General features: G+C 38.9%; 19 protein-coding genes and 1 tRNA gene. 17 read left to right on the top strand and 3 right to left on the bottom strand.

What is annotated here, in order from left to right; all coding sequences use genetic code 11:
* Positions 1-193: 193 nt before the first annotated feature.
* From M9H69_RS07210 to M9H69_RS07180, 7 genes are all read left to right on the top strand, one after another.
* Positions 194-1,186 (top strand): ABC transporter ATP-binding protein, encoded by a 993-nt coding sequence (locus M9H69_RS07210; protein ID WP_250315233.1) that lies wholly within the window; start codon positions 194-196, stop codon positions 1,184-1,186.
* Between the two features lies 1 nt (position 1,187).
* Entirely contained in the window at positions 1,188-2,006 is an 819-nt protein-coding gene (locus M9H69_RS07205; protein WP_250315232.1) for an ABC transporter permease, read from the top strand.
* Between the two features lies 1 nt (position 2,007).
* Complete coding sequence (locus M9H69_RS07200) at positions 2,008-2,793, top strand: ABC transporter permease (protein ID WP_250315231.1); 786 nt, start codon at positions 2,008-2,010, stop codon at positions 2,791-2,793.
* A gap of 429 nt (positions 2,794-3,222) precedes the next feature.
* The gene (locus M9H69_RS07195) at positions 3,223-9,654 is read left to right on the top strand and encodes a S8 family peptidase (RefSeq protein WP_250315230.1); all 6,432 of its coding nucleotides are present in this window, start codon (positions 3,223-3,225) and stop codon (positions 9,652-9,654) included.
* Between the two features lie 223 nt (positions 9,655-9,877).
* Positions 9,878-9,950 (top strand) — tRNA-Thr (locus M9H69_RS07190).
* A gap of 294 nt (positions 9,951-10,244) precedes the next feature.
* On the top strand, positions 10,245-11,144 hold the full coding sequence (locus M9H69_RS07185; protein ID WP_250315229.1) for a DUF6287 domain-containing protein: 900 nt from the start codon (positions 10,245-10,247) through the stop codon (positions 11,142-11,144).
* A 225-nt stretch (positions 11,145-11,369) separates the two neighbouring features.
* Complete coding sequence (locus M9H69_RS07180; protein ID WP_000734660.1) at positions 11,370-11,687, top strand: hypothetical protein; 318 nt, start codon at positions 11,370-11,372, stop codon at positions 11,685-11,687.
* Between the two features lie 27 nt (positions 11,688-11,714).
* Here the strand turns inward: M9H69_RS07180 and M9H69_RS07175 are convergent, their stop codons facing one another.
* Complete coding sequence (locus M9H69_RS07175) at positions 11,715-13,514, bottom strand: N-acetylmuramoyl-L-alanine amidase (protein ID WP_250315228.1); 1,800 nt, start codon at positions 13,512-13,514, stop codon at positions 11,715-11,717.
* A 30-nt stretch (positions 13,515-13,544) separates the two neighbouring features.
* On the bottom strand, positions 13,545-14,453 hold the full coding sequence (locus M9H69_RS07170; RefSeq protein ID WP_009729925.1) for a LysR family transcriptional regulator: 909 nt from the start codon (positions 14,451-14,453) through the stop codon (positions 13,545-13,547).
* Positions 14,454-14,555: 102 nt separating this feature from the next.
* Between M9H69_RS07170 and M9H69_RS07165 the strand changes: the two genes are divergently transcribed.
* From M9H69_RS07165 to M9H69_RS07155, 3 genes are all read left to right on the top strand, one after another.
* Positions 14,556-14,789: a YqgQ family protein gene (locus M9H69_RS07165; RefSeq protein ID WP_044135604.1), complete on the top strand. Its 234-nt coding sequence runs from the start codon at positions 14,556-14,558 to the stop codon at positions 14,787-14,789.
* Positions 14,786-15,166: a rhodanese-like domain-containing protein gene (locus tag M9H69_RS07160; protein WP_250315227.1), complete on the top strand. Its 381-nt coding sequence runs from the start codon at positions 14,786-14,788 to the stop codon at positions 15,164-15,166. Before M9H69_RS07165 ends, M9H69_RS07160 begins: the two co-directional genes overlap by 4 nt.
* Positions 15,167-15,252: 86 nt before the next feature.
* Positions 15,253-15,486, top strand: coding sequence for a DUF4190 domain-containing protein (locus M9H69_RS07155; RefSeq protein WP_250315226.1), 234 nt, complete (start codon positions 15,253-15,255; stop codon positions 15,484-15,486).
* A gap of 38 nt (positions 15,487-15,524) precedes the next feature.
* Here the strand turns inward: M9H69_RS07155 and M9H69_RS07150 are convergent, their stop codons facing one another.
* Positions 15,525-16,250, bottom strand: coding sequence for a 16S rRNA pseudouridine(516) synthase (locus tag M9H69_RS07150; RefSeq protein ID WP_250315225.1), 726 nt, complete (start codon positions 16,248-16,250; stop codon positions 15,525-15,527).
* Between the two features lie 160 nt (positions 16,251-16,410).
* On the opposite strand from M9H69_RS07150, the gene typA reads away from it, so the two are divergent.
* From typA to pyrE, 7 genes are all read left to right on the top strand, one after another.
* Positions 16,411-18,252 carry a translational GTPase TypA gene (gene typA, locus M9H69_RS07145; RefSeq protein WP_000164126.1) on the top strand — a complete coding sequence of 614 codons (1,842 nt, stop codon included), beginning with the start codon at positions 16,411-16,413 and terminating at the stop codon, positions 18,250-18,252.
* A gap of 19 nt (positions 18,253-18,271) precedes the next feature.
* A complete protein-coding gene (locus M9H69_RS07140) occupies positions 18,272-18,526 on the top strand; it encodes a DUF3165 family protein (protein ID WP_000262660.1) in 255 nt (84 codons plus the stop codon).
* Between the two features lie 117 nt (positions 18,527-18,643).
* Positions 18,644-19,996: a UDP-N-acetylmuramoyl-L-alanine--D-glutamate ligase gene (gene murD / locus M9H69_RS07135; protein ID WP_250315224.1), complete on the top strand. Its 1,353-nt coding sequence runs from the start codon at positions 18,644-18,646 to the stop codon at positions 19,994-19,996.
* A gap of 1 nt (position 19,997) precedes the next feature.
* Positions 19,998-21,056 (top strand): UDP-N-acetylglucosamine--N-acetylmuramyl-(pentapeptide) pyrophosphoryl-undecaprenol N-acetylglucosamine transferase, encoded by a 1,059-nt coding sequence (locus tag M9H69_RS07130; RefSeq protein WP_250315223.1) that lies wholly within the window; start codon positions 19,998-20,000, stop codon positions 21,054-21,056.
* 9 nt (positions 21,057-21,065) lie between these two features.
* A complete protein-coding gene (locus tag M9H69_RS07125; RefSeq protein WP_250315222.1) occupies positions 21,066-22,214 on the top strand; it encodes a cell division protein FtsQ/DivIB in 1,149 nt (382 codons plus the stop codon).
* 245 nt (positions 22,215-22,459) lie between these two features.
* On the top strand, positions 22,460-23,161 hold the full coding sequence (gene pyrF, locus M9H69_RS07120; RefSeq protein WP_250315221.1) for an orotidine-5'-phosphate decarboxylase: 702 nt from the start codon (positions 22,460-22,462) through the stop codon (positions 23,159-23,161).
* Positions 23,162-23,194: 33 nt separating this feature from the next.
* Positions 23,195-23,827, top strand: a complete 633-nt coding sequence (gene pyrE / locus M9H69_RS07115; protein WP_250315220.1) for an orotate phosphoribosyltransferase — start codon at positions 23,195-23,197, stop codon at positions 23,825-23,827.
* Positions 23,828-23,942: the final 115 nt, after the last annotated feature.

Genomic DNA, 23,942 nt, shown 5'->3' with positions numbered 1-23,942 from the left:
AAACTATTATTTTAAGAGGGAAATCTCTAATTTCATAATCTATAGGCAAACGCTTGCATTCTGGTTTTTATTGGACTATAATAGGTTGGTATAAAGCCTTCTGTAATAATATTGAAAAGGTGTAGAAAGTAAGGATTTAGATATTTGTAGTCAAAAATACAATGTTGCTATTCCTTGCTATAGGGAGAGATTTATGGCAATGATAGAAGTGGAACATCTTCAGAAAAATTTTGTGAAGACAGTAAAGGAGCCGGGGTTAAAGGGGGCTTTGCGCTCTTTTATTCACCCTGAAAAGCAAACCTTTAAAGCGGTTAAAGATTTGACCTTTGAAGTTCCAAAAGGCCAAATTTTAGGCTTTATCGGAGCTAATGGTGCTGGGAAGTCGACAACTATCAAAATGCTGACAGGAATTTTAAAACCGACATCTGGTTTTTGTCGGATTAATGGCAAGATTCCACAGGACAATCGCCAAGACTATGTCAAGGATATTGGGGTTGTCTTTGGACAACGCACCCAGCTATGGTGGGATTTGGCACTGCAAGAGACCTACACGGTTTTGAAAGAGATATACGATGTGCCGGACTCGCTCTTTCATAAACGCATGGATTTTTTGAATGAAGTCTTGGATTTGAAGGAATTTATCAAGGACCCCGTGCGAACTCTTTCACTTGGGCAACGGATGCGGGCGGATATTGCAGCTTCCTTGCTCCACAATCCCAAGGTTCTCTTTTTAGATGAGCCGACCATTGGTTTGGATGTGTCGGTCAAGGATAACATTCGTCGGGCTATTACCCAGATCAATCAGGAGGAAGAGACTACCATTCTCTTGACTACTCACGATCTGAGTGATATTGAGCAGCTCTGTGATCGGATTTTCATGATTGATAAGGGGCAGGAGATTTTTGATGGAACGGTTAGCCAGCTCAAGGAAACCTTTGGTAAGATGAAGACACTTTCCTTTGAACTGCTACCGGGTCAAAGTCATCTCCTTTCTCACTATGAAGGCCTGCCTGATATGACCATTGATAGACAAGGAAATAGCCTCAATATTGAATTCGATAGTTCCCGCTACCAGTCGGCTGATATTATCAAGCAAACCCTGTCTGATTTTGAGATTCGCGATTTGAAGATGATGGATACGGATATTGAGGATATTATCCGTCGCTTCTACCGAAAGGAGCTCTAAGATGGTCAAATTGTGGAGACGTTATAAACCCTTTATCAATGCAGGGGTTCAGGAGTTGATTACCTATCGAGTCAACTTTATTCTTTATCGGATTGGCGATGTCATGGGGGCCTTTGTCGCTTTCTATCTCTGGAAGGCGGTCTTTGATTCCTCACAGGAGTCCTTGATTCAAGACTTTAGTATGGCAGATATCACCCTCTACATCATCATGAGTTTTGTGACTAATCTTCTGACTAGGTCAGATTCGTCCTTTATGATTGGGGAGGAGGTCAAGGATGGTTCCATTATCATGCGCTTGTTGAGACCAGTGCATTTTGCGGCCTCATATCTCTTCACCGAGCTTGGCTCTAAGTGGTTGATTTTTGTCAGTGTCGGACTTCCTTTCTTGAGTGTGATTGTCTTGATGAAAATCTTATCTGGGCAAGGGATGGTAGAAGTGCTGGGATTACCTGTCCTTTATCTTTTTAGCTTAACTCTGGCTTATCTGATTAACTTTTTCTTTAATATCTGCTTTGGATTTTCAGCCTTTGTATTTAAAAATTTATGGGGCTCTAATCTACTCAAGACTTCCATAGTGGCCTTTATGTCTGGAAGTTTGATTCCCTTGGCTTTCTTTCCAAAGATTGTTTCAGCTATTCTCTCCTTCTTGCCTTTCTCATCTTTGATCTACACTCCAGTCATGATCATTGTTGGGAAATACGATGCCAGTCAGATTCTTCAGGCACTCTTGCTACAGTTTTTCTGGCTCTTAGTGATGATGGGCTTATCTCAGCTGATTTGGAAACGAGTCCAGTCATTCATCACCATTCAGGGAGGTTAGTATGAAAAAATATCAACGCATGCATCTGATTTTTATCAGACAATACATCAAACAAATCATGGAGTACAAGGTTGATTTTGTGGTTGGTGTGTTAGGTGTTTTCCTGACCCAAGGCTTGAACCTCTTGTTTCTCAATGTCATCTTTCAACATATTCCATCCCTAGAAGGTTGGAGCTTTCAAGAGATTGCCTTTATCTATGGATTTTCTTTGATTCCCAAGGGATTGGACCATCTCTTTTTTGATAATCTCTGGGCACTGGGGCAGCGCTTAGTCCGAAAGGGAGAGTTTGATAAGTATCTGACTCGTCCTATCAATCCGCTCTTTCACATTCTGGTCGAGACCTTTCAGATTGATGCCTTGGGCGAACTATTGGTCGGTGGCATTTTGTTAGCGACCACAGTGTCTAGCATTGCTTGGACTCTTCCAAAATTCCTGATTTTTCTAGTCTGTATTCCTTTTGCGACCTTGATCTATACTTCCCTGAAAATCGCGACTGCCAGTATCGCTTTTTGGACCAAGCAGTCAGGCGCCATGATTTACATTTTTTATATGTTTAATGACTTTGCCAAGTATCCGATTTCCATTTACAATTCGGTCCTTCGTTGGTTAATTAGCTTTATCGTACCTTTCGCCTTTACAGCCTACTATCCTGCCAGCTATTTCTTGCAGGACAAAGACGGGCTCTTTAACATTGGTGGGTTGATTTTGATTTCCCTTGTTTTCTTTGTTATTTCTCTAAAACTCTGGGACAGGGGCTTGGACGCTTACGAAAGTGCGGGTTCTTAAGATATAAAATAGGATGAGAGTTGAAAATTAAATATGTTACAAACAACCGTTGAAAATTATAGCGGTTGTTTTTGCATGTTTATTAAGGCATAAATTCTATCCATACCCCTTTTTGAGATTTTGGTAATTATTCCAGTTGATTGATACTATTTTTGATGGTGTGAATGTGCTGATAATGTATTTCAGTTAACTACAAAAGTTTTGGGTTTATATTTTTTAATGTACATTAAAAAATAAATTAATGCGTGTTAATTTTTCTTGACTTAAATTTTTTTAATTGATATACTATTTTTCAGAGAGCTAACAATTATATATAAATGTACTACTCTATCCCGCTAGATAATACGTCATAAAACTTTTTATAACAAAGGCTAGCAAGGTTAAAGTTTTCTATCTATTGGGTTTAAAATAAAAAATTAAGGAATTAAAATGAAAAAAAGTACGGTATTGTCATTAACTACTGCTGCAGTTATTCTAGCAGCATATGCCCCCAATGAGGCAATTTTAGCAGATGCACCTAGTTCTGAAGATGCTTTAAGAATTTCTGATAAAGAAAAAGTAGTAGCAGATAAAGAAACAGAAAACAATGAACAATCTGAAGATATTCATAATGTTATAGAAACTTCAAAGGATACTGAGGAGAAGAAGACAACAGTTGTTGAGGAAAAAGAAGTTGTTAGTAGAAAGTCTGAGATAGACAAAAAAACTAGTAACGAAGGAGCAAGTATCAAAGAAGACTCCAATCAATCCAAAGGAGATGATGCAGACTCATTTGTAAATAAAGATACAGAAAATCCGAAAAAAGAAGATAAACTTGTCTATATTGCTGAATTTAAAGATAAAGAATCTGGAGAAAAAGTAATTAAGGAACTATCCAATCTTAAGGATACAAAAGTTTTATATACCTATAATACGATTTTTAATGGCACCGCCATTGAAACAACTCCAGATAATTTGGACAAAATTAAACAAATAGAAGGTGTTTCGTCGGTTGAACGATCACAAAAACTCCAACCAATGATGAATCATGCCAGAAAGGAAATTGGAGTTGAGGAAGCTATTGATTACCTAAAGTCTATTAATGCTCCATTCGGGAAAAATTTTGATGGTAGAGGTATGGTCATTTCAAATATCGATACTGGAACAGATTATAGGCATAAGGCTATGAGAATCGATGATGATGCCAAAGACTCAATGAAATTTAAAAAAGATGACTTAAAAGGCACTGATAAAAATTATTGGTTGAGTGATAAAATCCCTCATGCGTTCAATTATTATAATGGTGGTAAAATCACTGTAGAAAAATATGATGATGGAAGGGATTATTTTGACCCACATGGGATGCATATTGCAGGGATTCTTGCTGGAAATGATACTGAAAAAGACATCAAGAACTTTAATGGCATAGATGGAATTGCGCCTAATGCACAAATTTTCTCTTATAAAATGTACTCTGACGCAGGATCTGGGTTTGCGGGTGATGAAACAATGTTTCATGCTATTGAAGATTCGATTAAGCACAATGTTGATGTTGTTTCGGTATCATCTGGCTTTACGGGAACAGGTCTTGTAGGCGAGAAATATTGGGAGGCTATTAGAGCATTAAGAAAAGCTGGAATCCCAATGGTTGTTGCTACAGGTAACTTTGCGACTTCTGCTTCAAGTTCTTCTTGGGATTTAGTAGCAAATAATAATCTGAAAATGACAGATACTGGAAATGTAACACGAACTGCCGCACATGAAGATGCAATAGCCGTTGCTTCTGCTAAAAATCAAACCATTGAGTTTGATAAGGTTAACATTGGAGGACAAAGTTTTAAATACAGAAATATAGGGGCTTTTTTCGATAAAAATAAAATCCTGACAAATGAGGATGGGTCAAAAACTCCAAATAAATTAAAATTTGTATATATAGGCAAAGGTCAAGATCAGGATTTGATAGGATTGGATCTTAAGGGCAAAATTGCAGTAATGGATAGAATTTATACCAAGGATTTAAAAGATGCTTTTAAAAGAGCTACGGATAAAGGCGCACGTGCCATTATGGTTGTAAATACTGTAAATTACTACAATAGAGATAATTGGACAGACCTTCCAGCTATGGGATATGAAGCGGATGAAGGGACTAAAAGTCAAGTATTTTCAATTTCAGGAGATGATGGTGTAAAATTATGGAACATGATTAACCCTGATAAAAAAACTGAAGTCAAAAGAAATAATAAGGAAGATTTTAAAGATAACTTAGAACAATACTATCCAATTGATATGGAAAGCTATAATTCTAATAAACCGAATGTAGGTGATGAAAAAGAAATTGACTTTAAATTTGCACCTGACACAGACAAAGAACTTTATAAAGAAGATATTATAGTTCCAGCAGGGTCTACATCTTGGGGGCCAAGAACAGACTTGCTTTTAAAACCGGATGTTTCAGCACCTGGTAAAAATATTAAATCCACTCTAAATGTTATTAATGGTAAATCTACTTATGGTTATATGTCAGGAACTAGCATGGCAGCTCCAATTGTAGCAGCTTCTACTGTTTTGATTCGACCAAAATTAAAGGAATTGCTTGAAAGACCTGTCTTGAAAAATCTTAAGGGAGATGACAAAATAGACCTTACAAGTCTTACAAAAATAGCTCTACAAAATACTGCAAGACCTATGATGGATGCAACCTCTTGGAAAGAAAAGAGTCAATACTTTGCATCGCCTAGACAGCAGGGAGCGGGACTAATTAATGTTGCCAACGCTTTGAGAAATGAAGTTGTAGCAACTTTCAAAAATACAGATTCTAAAGGTTTGGTAAATTCATATGGTTCCATTTCTCTTAAAGAAATAAAAGGTGATAAAAAATACTTTACAATTAAGCTTCACAATACCTCAAACAGACCTTTAACATTTAAAGTTTCTGCATCAACTGTAACTACAGATGCTCTAACTGATAGACTAAAACTCGATGAAACATATAAAGATGAAAAATCTCCGGACGGGAAGCAAATTGTTCCAGAAATTCACCCAGAAAAAGTCAAAGGAGCAAATATCACATTTGAGCATGACACTTTCACTATAGGCCCAAATTCCAGCTTTGATTTAAATGCGGTTATAAATGTTGGAGAAGCAAAAAATAAAAATAAATTTGTAGAATCATTTATTCATTTTGAGTCAGTGGAAGAAATGGAAGCTCTAAACTCCAACGGGAAGAAAATAAATTTCCAACCTTCTTTATCGATGCCTCTAATGGGATTTGCAGGGAATTGGAACCACGAACCAATCCTTGATAAATGGGCCTGGGAAGAAGGGTCAAAATCAAAAGCGATGGAAGGTTATGATGATGATGGTAAACCAAAAATTCCAGGTACCTTAAATAAAGGGATTGGTGGAGAACATGGTATAGATAAATTTAATCCAGCAGGAGTTATACAAAATAGAAAAGATAAAAATATAACATCCCTAGATCAAAATCCAGAATTATTTGCTTTCAATAACGAAGGAATCAACGCACCGTCATCAAGTGGTTCTAATATTGCTAAAATTTATCCTTTAGATTCAAATGGAAATCCTCAAGATGCTCAACTTGAGAGAGGATTAACGCCTTCTCCACTTGTATTAAGAAGTGCAGAAGAAGGAGTGATTTCAATAGTAAATACAAATAAAGAAGGAGAAAATCAAAGAGACTTAAAAGTCATTTCGAGAGAACACTTTATTAAAGGAATTTTAAACTCTAAAAGAAATGATGCAAAGGGCATTAAATCATCTAAACTAAAAGTTTGGGGTGACTTGAAATGGGATGGACTCATTTATAACCCTAGAGGTAGAGAAGAAAATGCCCCAGAAAGTAATGACAAAAAAGATCCTGCTACTAAGATACGAGGACAATTTGAACCGATTGCGGAAGGCCAATATTTCTATAAATTTAAATATAGATTAACCAAGGATTACCCATGGCAGGTTTCTTATATTCCTGTAAAAATTGATAACACACCTCCAAAGATTGTTTCAATTGATTTTTCAAACCCTGAAAAAATTAAGTTAATTACAAAGGATACTTATCACAAGGTCAAAGAGCAATACAAGAATGAAACGCTATTTGCGAGAGATCAAAAAGAACATCCTGAAAAATTTGACGAGATTTCCAACGAAGTTTGGTATGCTGGCGCCGCTCTTGTTAATGAAGATGGAGAGGTTGAGAAAAATCTTGAAGTAACTTATGCAGGTGAGGGTCAAGGAAGAAATAGAAAACTTGACAAAGACGGAAATACCATTTATGAAATTAAAGGTGCAGGAGATTTAAGAGGAAAAATTATCGAGGTCATTGCATTAGACGGTTCTAGCAATTTCACAAAGATTCATAGAATTAAATTTGCTGATCATGCTGATGAAAATGGGATGATTTCCTATTATCTAGTAGATCCTGATCAGGATTCATCTAAATACCAAAAGCTTGGCGAGATTTCCGAATCTAAATTTAAAAATTTAGAAAATAGAAAAGAGGATAGTCTTAAAAAAGATACAACTGAAGTAGAACATCATCAAGAAAATGAAGAGGCTACCGAAGAAAAATCTAGCTTGACTATTCATAAAACTATTTCAACAATTAGAGATTTTGAAAGCAGAGACTTAAAGAAACTCATTAAAAAGAAATTTAGAGAAGTTGATGACTTTACAAGTGAAACTGGTAAGAGAATAGAGGAATACGATTATAAATACGATGATAAGGGAAATATCATTGCTTATGACGATGGTAGTGCCTTACAATATGAAACTGAAAAACTTGATGAAATCAAATCAAAAATTTATGGTGTTTTAAGCCCGTCTAAAGATGGACACTTTGAAATTCTTGGAAAGATCAGTAATGTTTCTAAAAATGCCAAGGTATACTATGGCAATAACTATAAATCTATAGAAATCAAAACGACCAAGTATGATTCCCACTCAAAAACGATGACATTTGATTTATACGCTAATACTAATGATATTGTGGATGGATTAGCTTTTGCAGGAGATATGAGATTCTTTGTTAAAGATGATGATCAGATAAAAGCTGAAACTAAAATTAGAATGCCTGAAAAAAATAAGGAAACTAAAACAGAATATCCGTATGCATCAAGTTATGGGAATGTAATAGAATTAGGAGAAGGAGATCTTTCAAAAAACAAGCCAAACAATTTAACTGAAATGGAATCTGGTAAAATCTATGCTGATTCAGAAAAACAACAATATCTGTTAAAGGATAACATCATTCTAAGAAAAGGCTATGCACTAAAAGTGACTACCTATAATCCTGGAAAAACGGATATGTTAGAAGGGAATGGAGTCTATAACAAGGAAGATATAGCAAAAATCCAAAAGGCCAATCCTAATCTAAGAGTCTTATCAGAAACAACAATTTATGCTGATAGTAGAAATGTTGAAGATGGAAGAAGTACTCAATCAGTATTAATGTCGGCTTTGGACGGCTTTAACATTGTAAGATATCAAGTGTTTACATTTAAAATGAATGATAAAGGGGAAGCAATCGATAAAGATGGAAATCTTGTGACAGATTCTTCTAAACTGGTATTATTTGGTAAGGATGGTAAAGAGTACACAGGAGAGGATAAGTCCAATGTAGAAGCTATAAAAGAAGATGGCTCTACGTTATTTATTGATGCAAAACCAGTAAATCTTTCAATGGACAAGAACTACTTTAATCCATCTAAATCTAATAAAATTTATGTACGAAATCCAGAATTCTATTTAAGAGGTAAGATTTCTGATAAGGGTGGTTTTAACTGGGAGTTGAGAGTTAATGAATCGGTTGTAGATAATTATTTAATCTATGGAGATTTACACATTGATAACACTAGAGATTTTAACATTAAGCTTAATGTTAAAGACGGTGACATCATGGACTGGGGAATGAAAGACTATAAAGCAAACGGATTTCCAGATAAGGTAACAGATATGGATGGAAATGTTTATCTTCAAACTGGCTATAGCGATTTGAATGCGAAAGCGGTTGGAGTACACTATCAATTTTTATATGATAATGTAAAACCTGAAGTAAGCATTGATCCTAAGGGAAATACTAGTATCGAATATGCTAATGGAAAATCTGTAGTCTTTAACATCAATGATAAAAGAAATAATGGATTCGATGGTGAGATTCAAGAACAACATATTTATGTAAATGGAAAAGAATATAGATCATTTGATGATATTAAACAAATAACAGATAAGACACTAAACATTAAGATTGTTGTAAAAGATTTTGCAAGAAATACAACAGTAAAAGAATTTATTTTAAACAAAGATACGGGAGAGGTAAGTGAATTAAAACCTCATAGGGTAACTGTGACCATTCAAAATGGAAAAGAAATGAGTTCAACGATAGTGTCGGAAGAAGATTTTATTTTACCTGTCTATAAGGGTGAATTAGAAAAAGGATACCAATTTGATGGTTGGGAAATTTCTGGTTTCGAAGGGAAAAAAGACGCCGGCTATGTTATTAATCTATCAAAAGATACCTTTATAAAACCTGTATTCAAGAAAATAGAGGAGAAAAAGGAGGAGGAAAATAAACCTACTTTTGATGTATCGAAAAAGAAAGAAAAAACACAATCTAATTCAACTAATGATGTCAACAGTATTGTTTCTGATGAAAATGATAAAAACTTTGAAATTAACAAGAACGTTTATCTAAATGAACAAGGGAACTTAACTAATAAAAATACCAATATCAATAGTAAATTAACTATTAAAAATCCTAATGAGTTGCCAAAAACCGGAACAGCAAGCGGAGCCCAGACACTATTAACTGCTGGAATAATGTTTATAGTGGGAGCTTTTCTTGGATTGAAGAGGAAAAATAAAGATTAAGACAAAAGCTATAGAAAAAATGGTTTATGTACTGAGATTAGATAGTGAGGTGATGACATAGTTTTGTGAAAGTATTGATTTATAAATATATTATTTAGATTTCTATGAAAATGGGAGATTTTAAAGAGATATATGTAAAAGCCTCGTCTCAGGACAGGCTTTTCTAATGGTGATGAAAATTTCTTGACATCTATTTTCAGAGTGCTATACTAAAAGGGTAGCCGCCGATTTAGCTCAGTTGGTAGAGCAACGCACTCGTAACGCGTAGGTCACAGGTTCGATCCCTGCAATCGGCAGAATCAAGAAGTCCAAACGGGCTTCTTTTTTTGTAAATATAGGAAAGGTGGAACGTTTGAGGTAGGTCCTATTTAACATCTGAGACTCCTGCTTATAAATAAAAACTAAAATTTATATTTTGTGGTATAATATATTTTAATAAGCACTTGTTTTCGTTCCGTTTCAGAGGACTAGAGGCTGGTAATTATTCTAGAATTTTTTGCATAGGTTTTCTAAAAATTATAAAAATCCGTGGATAATAACGAATGAAGTCTAGCAAGCTTGGCTGAATATAAATCAAAAAGGAGAAAATTATGAATAAGAAAGAATGGGTAAAACAATTTGAGGAGGCGAATGGTCGCAAGCCAACTGCATCAGAATTAGCAGAGGCGCAGTCAACTAAAAAGTTTGCGAGAGGAACTAGAAATATGAAAATCTATATTGGGATGGTCCTCGGTATTTTGGTTGCTATAATCCTAGTAAGTGTTTTCTCGCATTCTTTGATTGGAAAGAAAGAGTCAAATCAAGCATCGTCTGCCGTTTCAACTACAGAGTCAACAAGTCAATCGTCTACAAGCGAAGGAAAAACAGATGAGACTGATAAGGATAAACAAGAGGAAATTCAAAAACTCAAGGATCAACTGATTGCTTTAGATACCAAAATTACGGAATCAGAAGCACTTGTTAGCAAGTTGAGGAAAGAAACTACCGTTCCAAAACTAGATATTGAAGCAATCAAGAACAATGATTTGTCTAGTTTAGAAGGTACTTGGCGTAGTCAATCTGGTAATGAATACATTATTAATGATTCTGGAGAAGTACGTGCGACTTGGTTTACAAATGATCAAAAGTACGAATCTGTAGTTGGATTAAAGGTATCAAAAGGACAAGATAGTCGTAACCCTGAGACAGCGTCTATCAGTGCATGGGTAAAAGATTCTGTTGCTGGAGGATTTGTAGTAGTAGCTGTGCCAAGTGGAGTTGTTATGAAACCTGCTGATGATGGAAAGATTACGGATAAAAGCAATCATGCTGAGGAAAGACTACTTTCTGGACAAGAGTATGGAGCGATGTTAATGAAACCAGAAGATGTTTATTATCGTGTGAAACCAGATACTAGTAAAGTTGAGGAAGAAGAAAAGAACTTAGCTCAACTACAAGCAGATCGTGAAGCAATCAAATCTTCTCTAGAGTCAAAGGAAAAGAAAAACTAGATTGTATTTGTTCAAAAATACTGTTACAATCGGCAGAATCAAGAAGCCCATTAGGGCTTCTTTTTCTTTTATCACGACTATTCAACCACTTAGACAGAGATATTGACCAGATAGGCAAAAGGGCTTGTTCTTGAAAAATTCCTCTGCTATAATGATTCATGTAAGGGCGTGAGGGGTCAATATCAGACAACTCAAGAACCAAAAAAAGAAAATGGAGACAAAAAAATGAAAAAATTATTGGGACTTGTATTTTTAGTAGCAGCAGCGCTAGTATTGTATTTCGGATCTGTTGGCTGGCCAAGTTTGGATGTAAACCTCTGGTCACTCATTCCGGTAGGATTGTTCCTCTATTTCACGCTAGAAAACTTTTTGAAAAAAGACTACAAGGCTAGCTTGATGTGCTTGATTATCGCCTTTATCATTGCGAATGCTATTTTTGATCTATTGCCAATTTCAAGTGGTTTGGTGATTGGTGCCGGTGTGCTAGCTTGTGTAGGACTTGGTTACCTCTTTCCTGATAAAGATAAAAAAGAAGGCAAATAAAAAGTCTCGAGATTTCTCGAGACTTTTTTACTGACCAGCGTAATATTTTTGGATCCCTTTCACAATACCTGCGACCAGTTTATCTTGGTAGTGGCTATCTCTGATTTGTTGGTTTTCGGAGAAATTATCCATATAACCAAGCTCTAGGAGAACGGCTGGTTTGGCTGTTTCGCGTAGTACAGCATAGCTGCTCTCCAACAGACCAGCATCCTTAGCTCCTGTTTCTGCAAGGAGAGAGGAGTGGATGGCAGCGGCGAGGCGTTTGCTTTCACTCATACGATCAGGGTGATTGTGCCAGTATTGATTAATCTTACTTGGATAATCAGGTTCATCTCTATAGGAGTAGGTTTGAATACCGCTCGCTTTTGAGTATGCGCTACCAGTTGCATTGAAGTGAATACTGATAAAGATGTCAGAGTTGGTCTTATTAACCATACGAGAACGTTCGGTAACAAAGTCAACGTCAATATCGCTATCACGAGAGGTGAGGACCTTGTAGCCCAGTTCTTCTAACTTAGCACGAAGTTTATGGTAAATCTGCATGTTGAGATCTTTCTCAGCGACATTGTAGTAAAAGGCACCAGAATCTTGACCACCATGTCCAGGATCTAGGAAGATGGTATTGTTGTATTGACCTTTTGTAAATCCACCTTCAGTTGAAACTTCAGAAATCCATTGGCCGTATTTTTGGAACAAGTGTTCCTTGCCGTCTATCTTGTAAGTTCCTGATACATAATGTCCACTATCGTCCAGATAGTAACGAGCCTTGTAATAGTCGTCGTAAATCCACTCATTCTTGGCCATATAACCGCCAGACTTGAGGTAGTATGCCCCAATCCACTCCTGATTTGCATAACGGCCATCCGCTTTTAGATAGAACCAGCTATTGTAGGATTTATCGAAGATCCACTCTTTCTCCGCCATGGCCCCGCTGGTTTTGAGGTAGTAGCTTTCTTTCCATTTATTGGAAAGCATGACTCCATTTTGTTCAAAAGCATACCAAGAACCATTTATTTTCTCCCATTTGTCTTGGCTATATTTCCCATATGCATTAGCGTAATACCAATTTTCATTGATTCTCACCCAAGAGTTTTCTGCCATGGCTCCGCTATCGCCTAGCAGGTAGGCACCAATGGTTGTCTGGCTGAGCATCACGCCGTTTTTATCAAAATAATACCAAGAACCGTTGATTTTCTCCCACTTGTCTTGCGAGATTCTGCTAGATGGTGTGACATAATACCAATTTTGGTCTAATTTAATCCAACCCTTTTCTGCCATAGCCCCACTATTTGTGAGCAGATAGCCGTCAACGGAGGTGTTGCTGAGCATGCTTCCAGTTTGGTCAAAATAGTACCAGGAGCCGTTAATTTTTTTCCAGGTATTCTGAGCTAATCGTCCAGAGGAATCAGCATAATACCATTGGTTGTCCAAATTGGTCCAGCTATTTTCTACCATAACCCCATCTTGGTCAAAGGCATAGCCTTTGTAGATAGTAGAATGAAGACGATTACCATCTTGATCGAAGTAGTACCATTTGCCTTGGATTTGTTTCCAGTTCAAAGCAGGTTTATCATCTTGGTAAAAACGCCAGTGGTGATTTTCTTGGTACCACCCTTCTTTTGGGGGCTTGTCTTCTTGCACATCTACTTTCGGAAGCACCTCTGATTTAGAGTTTTCCTCAACACTCGACTCTTTCTTTTCTTCTTTGGCAATTGATTCCTTGACAGCAGATGTGGATTGAGTTGTGTTTTCTTCTCCTGAGACGGATGCGGGTGCCAATCCTGCGATTGAAAGGATTAAAGCACTAGTCAGTAGTATCTTTTTCACTTTCTATTTCCTAACTTTTTCTTTTTCCTATTAATTATCGAATTGAACTTCTTCTACTAAGTATTCGATAAAGCGTTCGCCCATCTTAGACAGGCTGGTTTTTTCATGCTGGATGTAGACTAGCTCGATAGGATCGTCTATGTCCAGTGGAATGGAAACGATATTGTCTCCGTTGAGGTTGCTGTTCAAAATCCCTGTTGCAATCGTGTATCCGTCCAAACCAATTAAGAGATTAAAGAGGGTGGCACGGTCGCTGACCACGATAGATTTTTTGTGGTATTCCTGCGAGAGAATCTCTTCAGAGAAGTAGAAGGAGTTGTGAGTCCCTTGGTCATAGCTGAGGTAAGGGAAGTTCTCCAAGTCTTCTAGTTTAACCTTATCTTTCTTTGCTAGAGGGTTGGTTTTGCTGACGAAGATATGGGGCTGGGCTGTAAAGAGATGGTGGGCCAAGAGGTGGTTGTCATCCAGCATTTTTGTTAAAACATCACGGTTGTAGCTGTTTAAGAAGAGGACACCGACTTCACTACGGAAGTTCTTGACATCGTCGATAATCTCCCAAGTCCGAGTTTCACGAAGAAAAAGCTCGTATTTTTCCATATCACTTTTCTTGAGCAGGGATACAAAGGCATTGACTACAAAGGCATAGTGCTGAGAGGAAACACTAAAGAGTTCGCGGTGGGCGACAGGATTTTTATAGCGTTCCTCCAGAAGCTGAGTTTGCTCGACAACTTGACGAGCGTAGGAGAGAAACTCCATCCCATCACGGGTTAAGGTAATGCCCTTGGGATTGCGGATAAAGATTTCAATGCCCATTTCATTTTCCAAGTCTCGAACGGCATTTGAAAGACTGGGTTGGGTGATAAAGAGTTGCTTGGCTGCTTCATTCATAGAGCCAGTTTCGACGATTTTGATAATATAGTGTAGTTGTTGAATTCTCATGTTTTTATTGTACCACACTTGCGGAAGAATGGACAATGAAGACGAAGAAAATAGGGGGAAAGAGCCGGTCCAGTATTGAAAAAAAGTCTAAAATCTGTTAGAATGGAAGCTATGAAAACATTCTATGATGTGCAACAATTTCTCAAACAGTTTGGCATTATTGTTTACATGGGGAAGCGCTTGTATGATATTGAACTGATGAAGCTCGAACTCTCTCGGATCTATGATGCAGGTCTGATGGACAAGCTAGATTACCTAGAAGCGGAAGCTGTTCTCCGCAGGGAGCACAAGATAGAATTAGACTATATTGAGAAAAATGGAGATAAGAACTTATGACAATTTGGGTTTTGTGGGGAATCGTACTAGCGATGGCGGCATGGATGGGGTATAACTACCTTCGTATTCGTCGTGCGGCTAAGATTGTGGATAATACAGAATTTGAAGCCTTGATTCGAAAAGGGCAGTTGATTGATGTCCGTGAACCAGCAGAATTTCACAGAAAACATATCCTTGGTGCGCGCAATATTCCTTCAAATCAGTTGAAGTCAAGCCTTGCAGCCCTTCGCAAGGATAAACCTGTCCTTCTCTACGAAAATCAACGCGGACAAGGAGTGACCAATGCAGCACTTTATCTGAAAAAACAAGGTTTTTCTGAGATTTATATCCTTTCTTATGGATTGGATTCTTGGAAAGGGAAAGTGAAGACTAGCTAAGATTCTTTAAAAAACTGTCGAATGATAGATAAAGCTAGTATCTTAAGGTACCATCATTTATAATAAATTTAAGGAGATTTTATAATATGAATTCACAACAAAAGAAAAAACCTTCACTTATTTTAGGTATCTTATCTATCGTCCTTGGTTTGCTATTTCCAATAGTAGGTCTGATTTTGGGGATCATAGGATTGGTCTTGGCTTTTTCATACCAAAAAGAATCTGGACTAGACTATAAAACAGAAAAAATTCTCAACATCGTAGGACTTGTGGTTTCTGTACTTAACTGGATTGCAACCGTCGCAGTATTTTTTAGATAAGCAATAAACAAAAAGCTTTATATAAAGCTTTTTTTCTTTTATCCACTTTTCTCTAAATAGTTTTTTATGATTTCCAATTCCTCTGGATTTAAGGGACGGTATTGCCCTTCTGCAAGTTCTGAATCTAATGTAAAATCATCGAACTGAACTCGTTTGAGAGAGACCACCTTGACACCGACTGAGAGGAACATTTTTTTAACCTGATGAAACTTGCCTTCGGAGATGGTGATGGTGGCTTGACTGGAGGAAGAACTTGCGGACAGAATTTCTAGTTTTGCAGGTTTACAAGTGGTCCCATCTAAAAAGACAATTCCCTCTTTGAATGACTGGATATGGTCTGGTGTGAGCAGTCCATTTACCACCACTTGATAGGATTTATCGACATGGTACTGGGGATGAAGGAGTTGGAATCCTAAAGGTCCATTGTCTGTCAAAAGGAGTAGCCCCGTCGTATCACGGTCTAATCTGCCGACAGCATAGAGCTGGTCAGACTGGATGTCAGGTGGAAGGAGGTCCATGACGGTTGGAAGTTTCTTATCTTTGCTAGCTGTAACGACTCCGTTTGGCTTATGAAGCATGAGGTAGGTGTGCTCGTATCCTTGAATCCGCCGTCCTTGAAAGACTAATTTCTGTAATCCAGTGTCGACATTTTGAGCGAGGGAGCTGGCTGGGCAATCGTTCACTAGGATTTCTTTTTTCAAAAGTGCCTGTTTCATAGCCTTGCGACTGATTTTTTCTTGGGCTAATAATCTATCTAAACGCATACCAGCTTATCTTATCATAAGTCTCTGACTTTGAAAAGAGTTGCCTTGACTAGAAAAGCAGAGTGAAAACATTTACACTTAGCTGAACTGTGATTTTTGAATGAGACTGTGGTATAATTGTTCAGTTAGAAATAAAAATTTAAATATTATAGAGGAAATCATGACAAAATTAAGAGAAGATATCCGTAACGTAGCCATTATTGCCCACGTTGACCACGGGAAAACAACCCTCGTTGATGAATTATTGAAACAATCAGAAACGCTTGATGCACGTACTGAATTGGCAGAGCGTGCTATGGACTCAAACGATATCGAAAAAGAGCGTGGAATTACCATCCTTGCTAAAAATACAGCCGTTGCCTACAACGGAACTCGTATCAATATCATGGACACACCAGGACACGCGGACTTCGGTGGAGAAGTTGAGCGTATCATGAAAATGGTTGACGGTGTTGTCTTGGTCGTAGATGCCTACGAAGGAACCATGCCACAGACTCGTTTCGTATTGAAAAAAGCCTTGGAACAAGACCTTGTCCCAATCGTGGTTGTCAACAAAATAGATAAACCATCAGCTCGCCCAGCAGAAGTAGTGGACGAAGTCTTGGAACTCTTCATCGAGCTTGGCGCAGATGATGACCAGCTTGATTTCCCAGTTGTTTATGCTTCAGCTATCAACGGAACATCTTCCTTGTCAGATGATCCAGCTGATCAAGAAAAAACAATGGCGCCAATCTTTGACACCATTATCGACCATATCCCAGCTCCAGTAGACAACTCAGATGAGCCTTTGCAGTTCCAAGTGTCACTTTTGGACTACAATGATTTCGTAGGTCGTATCGGTATCGGTCGTGTCTTCCGTGGTAGTGTGAAAGTTGGAGACCAAGTTACCCTTTCTAAACTAGATGGTACAACGAAGAACTTCCGTGTAACAAAACTCTTCGGTTTCTTTGGTTTGGAACGTCGTGAAATCCAAGAAGCCAAAGCAGGTGACTTGATTGCCGTATCCGGTATGGAAGATATCTTTGTTGGTGAAACTATTACTCCGACGGATGCCATTGAACCTCTTCCAATCCTACATATCGATGAACCAACCCTCCAAATGACCTTCTTGGTAAATAATTCACCATTTGCAGGTCGTGAAGGGAAATGGGTGACTTCTCGTAAGGTAGAAGAACGCTTGCAAGCAGAATTGCAAACAGACGTTTCCCTTCGTGTTGACCCAACGGACTCACCAGATAAATGGACTGTTTCAGGACGTGGAGAATTGCACTTGTCAATCCTGATTGAAACCATGCGCCGTGAGGGTTATGAACTTCAAGTATCTCGTCCAGAAGTTATCGTAAAAGAAATTGACGGTGTTAAATGTGAACCATTCGAACGTGTTCAAATCGATACTCCAGAAGAATACCAAGGATCTGTTATCCAAAGCCTTTCTGAACGTAAGGGTGAAATGTTGGATATGATTTCAACTGGTAATGGTCAAACTCGTTTGGTCTTCCTTGTTCCAGCGCGTGGTTTGATCGGATACTCAACTGAGTTCTTGTCAATGACTCGTGGTTACGGTATCATGAACCATACCTTTGACCAATACTTGCCATTGATTCCGGGTGAAATTGGTGGACGTCACCGTGGTGCCCTCGTTTCCATCGATGCTGGTAAGGCAACGACTTACTCAATCATGTCTATCGAAGAACGTGGAACCATCTTTGTCAACCCAGGTACTGAGGTTTACGAAGGAATGATCATTGGTGAAAACTCTCGTGAAAACGACTTGACAGTTAACATCACTAAGGCCAAACAAATGACCAACGTCCGTTCAGCTACTAAGGACCAAACAGCGGTTATCAAGACACCTCGTATCTTGACCCTTGAAGAGTCTCTTGAATTCTTGAATGACGATGAGTACATGGAAGTAACGCCTGAGTCAATCCGTTTGCGTAAGCAAATCCTTAACAAGGCAGAGCGTGAGAAAGCCAACAAAAAGAAAAAATCAGCTGAGTAACAGCTAGAAAGAGATAAAGATGGTCTATTTAATCATAGGGATACTCTTATTACTACTCTATGTATTTGCGACACCACAAAGTATCAAAGGAACAGTCAACATCGTTATCTTAGTCTTTGTAGTTGTTGCACTCTTGATTTTGCTGATGTTGTCCATCTTGCAAATCTTCCAATTACCGACAGAATTCTTTGTCACAATAGCTATGCTGGCCCTAGCCTACTTTAGCTTGAGGGACATTACGCTTATGCCTGTAAAAAAGAGCAAAAGAAGATAAATAGAAAGAGAGCTATGGCTCTCTTTTTCAATGTCAGAATGAGGACTAGAGCATTTTCGCTTAGTATTATTTCCATAAAAATGGTAAAATAGTAGGAGTAGAAATGGAGTTTGAGACATGAAAGTAATCGATCAATTTAAAAATAAGAAAGTACTTGTTTTAGGTTTGGCTAAGTCTGGTGAGTCTGCAGCCCGTTTATTGGACAAGCTAGGTGCCATTGTGACAGTAAATGACAGCAAACCTTTTGAGGAAAATCCTGCTGCTCAAAGCTTGCTAGAAGAGGGAATCAAGGTTGTCACTGGTGGGCATCCTTTGGAATTGTTGGATGAAGATTTCGCTCTGATGGTGAAAAATCCAGGTATTCCGTATAGCAATCCCATGATTGAAAAGGCATTGGCAAAGGGAATTCCAGTCTTGACTGAGGTGGAGTTGGCTTACTTGATCTCGGAAGCGTCAATTATCGGTATCACAGGTTCAAATGGGAAAACAACCACAACGACTATGATTGGGGAAGTTTTGACTGCTGCCGGTCAACATGGTCTCTTGTCAGGGAACATCGGCTATCCTGCCAGTCAAGTGGCTCAAACTGCAACAGCCAAGGATACCCTTGTCATGGAACTGTCTTCCTTCCAACTGATGGGTGTTCAAGAATTTCATCCTGAGATTGCGGTTATTACCAACCTCATGCCCACTCATATCGACTACCATGGTTCTTTTGAGGCCTATGTGGTAGCTAAGTGGAATATCCAAAATAATATGACAGCAGCTGATTTCCTTGTCTTGAACTTTAACCAAGACTTGGCAAAAGAATTGGCTACCAAAACACAGGCTACTGTTGTACCATTTTCAACAAAGGAAAAGGTTGATGGGGCCTATTTGGAAAATGGTCAACTCTACTTCCGTGGGGAAGTGGTCATGACAGCTAGTGAAATCGGTGTTCCAGGTAGCCACAATGTGGAAAATGCCCTTGCGACCATTGCAGTAGCCAAGCTACGTGGTGTAGATAACCAAATCATCAAGGAAACTCTTTCAGCCTTTGGTGGTGTCAAGCACCGTCTCCAGTTTGTGGATGAAATCAAGGGGGTCAAATTCTATAACGATAGCAAGTCAACCAATATCTTGGCTACTCAAAAAGCCTTGTCAGGATTTGACAATAGTAAGGTCATCTTAATTGCAGGTGGTTTGGACCGTGGGAATGAGTTTGACGAATTGGTTCCAGATATTACTGGGCTCAAGAAGATGATCATCCTCGGTCAGTCTTCAGAACGTGTCAAACGGGCAGCAGAGAAGGCTGGTGTGACTTATGTAGATGCGACAGATATTGCAGATGCGACCCGCAAGGCCTATGAGCTTGCGACTCAAGGAGATGTAGTCCTTCTCAGTCCTGCAAATGCTAGCTGGGATATGTATGCTAACTTTGAAGTACGTGGCGACCTCTTTATCGACACAGTAGCGGAGTTAAAGGAATAATATGAAAAAAATTGTCTTTACAGGTGGGGGGACGGTTGGACATGTCACCCTCAATCTTTTGTTAATGCCTAAGTTCATCGAAGACGGCTGGGAAGTTCACTATATTGGTGATAAACACGGAATCGAACACCAAGAAATCCTCAAGTCAGGTTTGGATGTTACTTTCCATTCTATTGCGACTGGGAAGTTGCGTCGCTATTTCTCTTGGCAAAATATGCTGGACGTGTTTAAAGTTGGTTGGGGAATTGTCCAATCCCTCTTTATCATGTTACGACTGCGTCCACAGGCTCTTTTTTCTAAGGGAGGATTTGTCTCAGTACCGCCGGTTATCGCAGCGCGTGTGTCAGGAGTGCCTGTCTTTATTCACGAATCGGACCTGTCTATGGGCTTGGCCAATAAAATTGCCTATAAATTTGCGACTAAGATGTATTCAACCTTTGAGCAGGCTGCTGGTCTCGCAAAAGTCGAGCATGTGGGAGCAGTAACAAAGGTTTCAGATCAAAAAACTTCAGAACCAGATGAATTGGTGGATATCCAAACCCACTTTGATCCTAAATTGCCAACTGTATTGTTTGTGGGTGGTTCTGCAGGAGCTCGTGTATTTAACCAATTAGTGACAGACCATAAAAAAGAGTTGACAGAGCGCTACAACATTATTAATCTCACTGGAGATTCAAGCCTCAATGAATTGAGTCAAAATCTCTTTCGTGTTGATTATGTGACAGATCTCTATCAACCCTTGATGGAGATGGCAGATGTGGTGGTAACGCGTGGCGGTGCCAATACGATTTTTGAGCTCTTAGCCATGGCGAAACTCCATCTCATCGTACCATTGGGTCGTGAAGCAAGTCGAGGAGACCAGATTGAAAATGCAGCCTACTTTGTTAAGAAAGGCTATGCAGAAGAACTTCAAGAAAGTGACTTGACCTTGGAAAGCTTGGAGGAAAAACTCAGTCACTTGCTTAGTCACAAGGATCAGTACCAAGCTAGCATGAAAGCTTCGACTGAATTGAAATCTCTTGCAGATTTTTACGATCTACTAAGAAAAGACCTAGCATAAGGAATATCAATGTCAAAGGATAAGAACAAAGAATCAAACCAGAAGCAAGAATTGTCTGAATGGCAGAAACGAAACCAGGAATACCTGAAAAAAAAGGCTGAGGAAGAAGCTGCCCTAGCTGAGGAGAAGGAAAAGGAAAAACAAGCTCGAATGGGGAAAAACTCTAAGTCGTTAGAGGAAAGTAAGAAGTCATCAAGTGATTCCGATCAGAACGAAACTGTTCCAGACGAAGAATCATCCGAAAAAGAAGAAAAATCTAAAAAGGATGACCTGAAAGTCAAAGAAGAAAAAGAAAAGAAGAAAAAAGAAAAACCAGAGAAACCAGCCAAACCTAAAATTGCGCCTGTTCATATTTGGCGAGCTGTGAGTATCTTGGTACCCAGTGTCCTGGTCCTCCTTCTTTCAGTCTATCTGTTGACTCCACTTTCGACCATCAAAAATATCGAGGTTAAGGGAAATAGGAACACCCAGGCGGATGACATCAAACAGGCTTCTGGAATTCAAGATAGCGACTATACCTTAGCTCTATTGTTGGATAAGGAAACATACGCTGAGCGAATCAAGTCCAACCATTGGATAGAATCAGCGAAGATTAACTATCAATTTCCGACTAACTTTACGATTGAGGTTAAGGAGTTTGATATTGTCGGTTATTATGTGTCTGGTGAAGAGTATTATCCAATTCTTTCTAGTGGTGCGGTTGAGTCAACTCCTGTAAATCGCTTAAACTTGCCTGAGACTTATCTGACAGTTACCTTTAATGATGAGCAGCAGGTGAAAGAGCTGATCACAGGATTATCTACTATCAGTGAGGATATCAAGAGTCAAATCCAGAAAATCGAATTAGCTCCGAGCAAGGCAACAGCAGATCTTTTAAAAATTACTATGCTGGACACAGATGAGATTTTGGTTCCCTTGTCAGAATTGAGTAAGAAATTGCCTTATTACAGCAAAATCAAGCCACAATTGACAGAACCGAGTGTAGTCGATATGGAGGCTGGAGCGTACAGCTATACCATAGCGGATAAATTGATAGAAGAGGCTGAGGAAAAAGCCAAACAAGAGGCCAAGGAAGCTGAGAAGAAAAAACAGGAAGAAGAAAAGAAAAAACAAGAAGAACAGGGAAGTCAAACGAGCCAGCAATCACAGAGTCGTTAGACTAACTTTTCCTCTTGATTTTGAATGGTATAGAAGTCCAGTTTTGAGTTTTTGCTTGACAAGTCCTACTATAAATAATAGAATAGAAAAAAACCTTTAAAGCAGTCCAGAGAGGCAGCTAAGGTTAGACGGTGAAAGGGTGGAGACTACCCATTTTTCGTGGAACCTTGCTGTTGGCAGGTTCCTTTTTTCGTGGTTTGTTTTTAACCATACTCTCTTGCTCGTAAAGGTAAAAGGAGAAAGGTATGCGTGAACATCGTCCAGTTATTGCTCTTGATTTTCCTAGTTTTGAGGCGGTCAAGGAATTTTTATCTCTTTTCCCAGCAGAAGAAAGTCTTTATCTAAAAGTGGGAATGGAGCTTTATTATGCGGAGGGTCCGGAAGTTGTCCGTTATTTGAAGTCACTGGGACATAGTGTCTTTTTGGACCTCAAGCTACATGACATTCCAAATACAGTCAAATCTGCTATGAGGGTCTTGTCTCAGCTTGGTGTGGACATGACAAATGTTCATGCTGCTGGTGGTGTAGAGATGATGAAGGCTGCGCGTGAAGGTCTTGGGACACAAGCTAAATTGATCGCTGTGACCCAGCTTACATCAACGTCGGAAAGCCAGATGCAGGATTTTCAAAATATCCAAACCAGCCTGCAAGAGTCTGTGATTCACTATGCCAAGAAGACAGCTGAAGCAGGCTTGGATGGTGTCGTTTGCTCGGCCCAGGAAGTGCAACTCATCAAAGAAGCCACCAATCCAGATTTTATCTGTCTGACACCGGGAATTCGTCCAGCGGGAGCTGCGGTAGGAGACCAAAAACGCGTCATGACGCCAGCGGATGCTTATCAAATCGGTAGTGACTATATCGTAGTAGGACGTCCCATTACCCAAGCTGAGGATCCTGTTGCAGCTTATCATGCTATCAAGGATGAATGGAACCAAGACAGAAATTAAAGAAATAGATTACAAAAGCAAAAGGAGAATACTATGACACTTGCTAAAGATATCGCTAGCCACCTCTTGAAAATCCAAGCCGTTTACCTCAAACCAGAGGAGCCTTTCACTTGGGCATCTGGTATCAAATCGCCGATTTATACTGACAACCGTGTGACGCTTGCCTATCCAGAAACTCGTACCCTAATTGAAAATGGTTTTGTGGAAGCTATTAAAGCAGAATTTCCGGAGGTTGAAGTGATTGCAGGAACTGCAACAGCAGGGATTCCTCACGGAGCTATCATCGCTGACAAGATGAACTTGCCTTTTGCCTACATCCGCAGCAAACCAAAAGACCACGGAGCTGGTAATCAAATCGAAGGTCGCGTATCTCAGGGGCAAAAGATGGTTGTTGTTGAAGACCTCATTTCAACTGGTGGTTCTGTTCTCGAGGCTGTAGCAGCTGCCAAACGCGAAGGAGCAGACGTTCTTGGTGTTGTAGCTATTTTTAGTTATCAACTACCAAAAGCAGATAAAAACTTTGCAGACGCAGGTGTCAAACTTGTGACGCTTTCTAACTACAGTGAACTGATCCACCTAGCCCAAGAAGAGGGATATATCACACCAGAAGGACTCGCTCTCCTAAAACGCTTTAAAGAAGATCAAGAAAATTGGCAAAATGCCTAAAATATAGAAAATCAGGTAGTCACTAGGATTATCTGATTTTTTATATGTGGGCAATAAAACAAAGCTCCCTAAAGGTAAAGAAGAGTATAGAATAATGGTAGAATGAGAGTCCTCT

Origin of the sequence: Streptococcus oralis, from assembly GCF_023611505.1 — a bacterium.
In the GTDB taxonomy this organism is placed as follows: Bacteria; Bacillota; Bacilli; order Lactobacillales; family Streptococcaceae; genus Streptococcus; species Streptococcus oralis_CT.
This window is presented reverse-complemented; position numbering and strand designations above follow the sequence as displayed.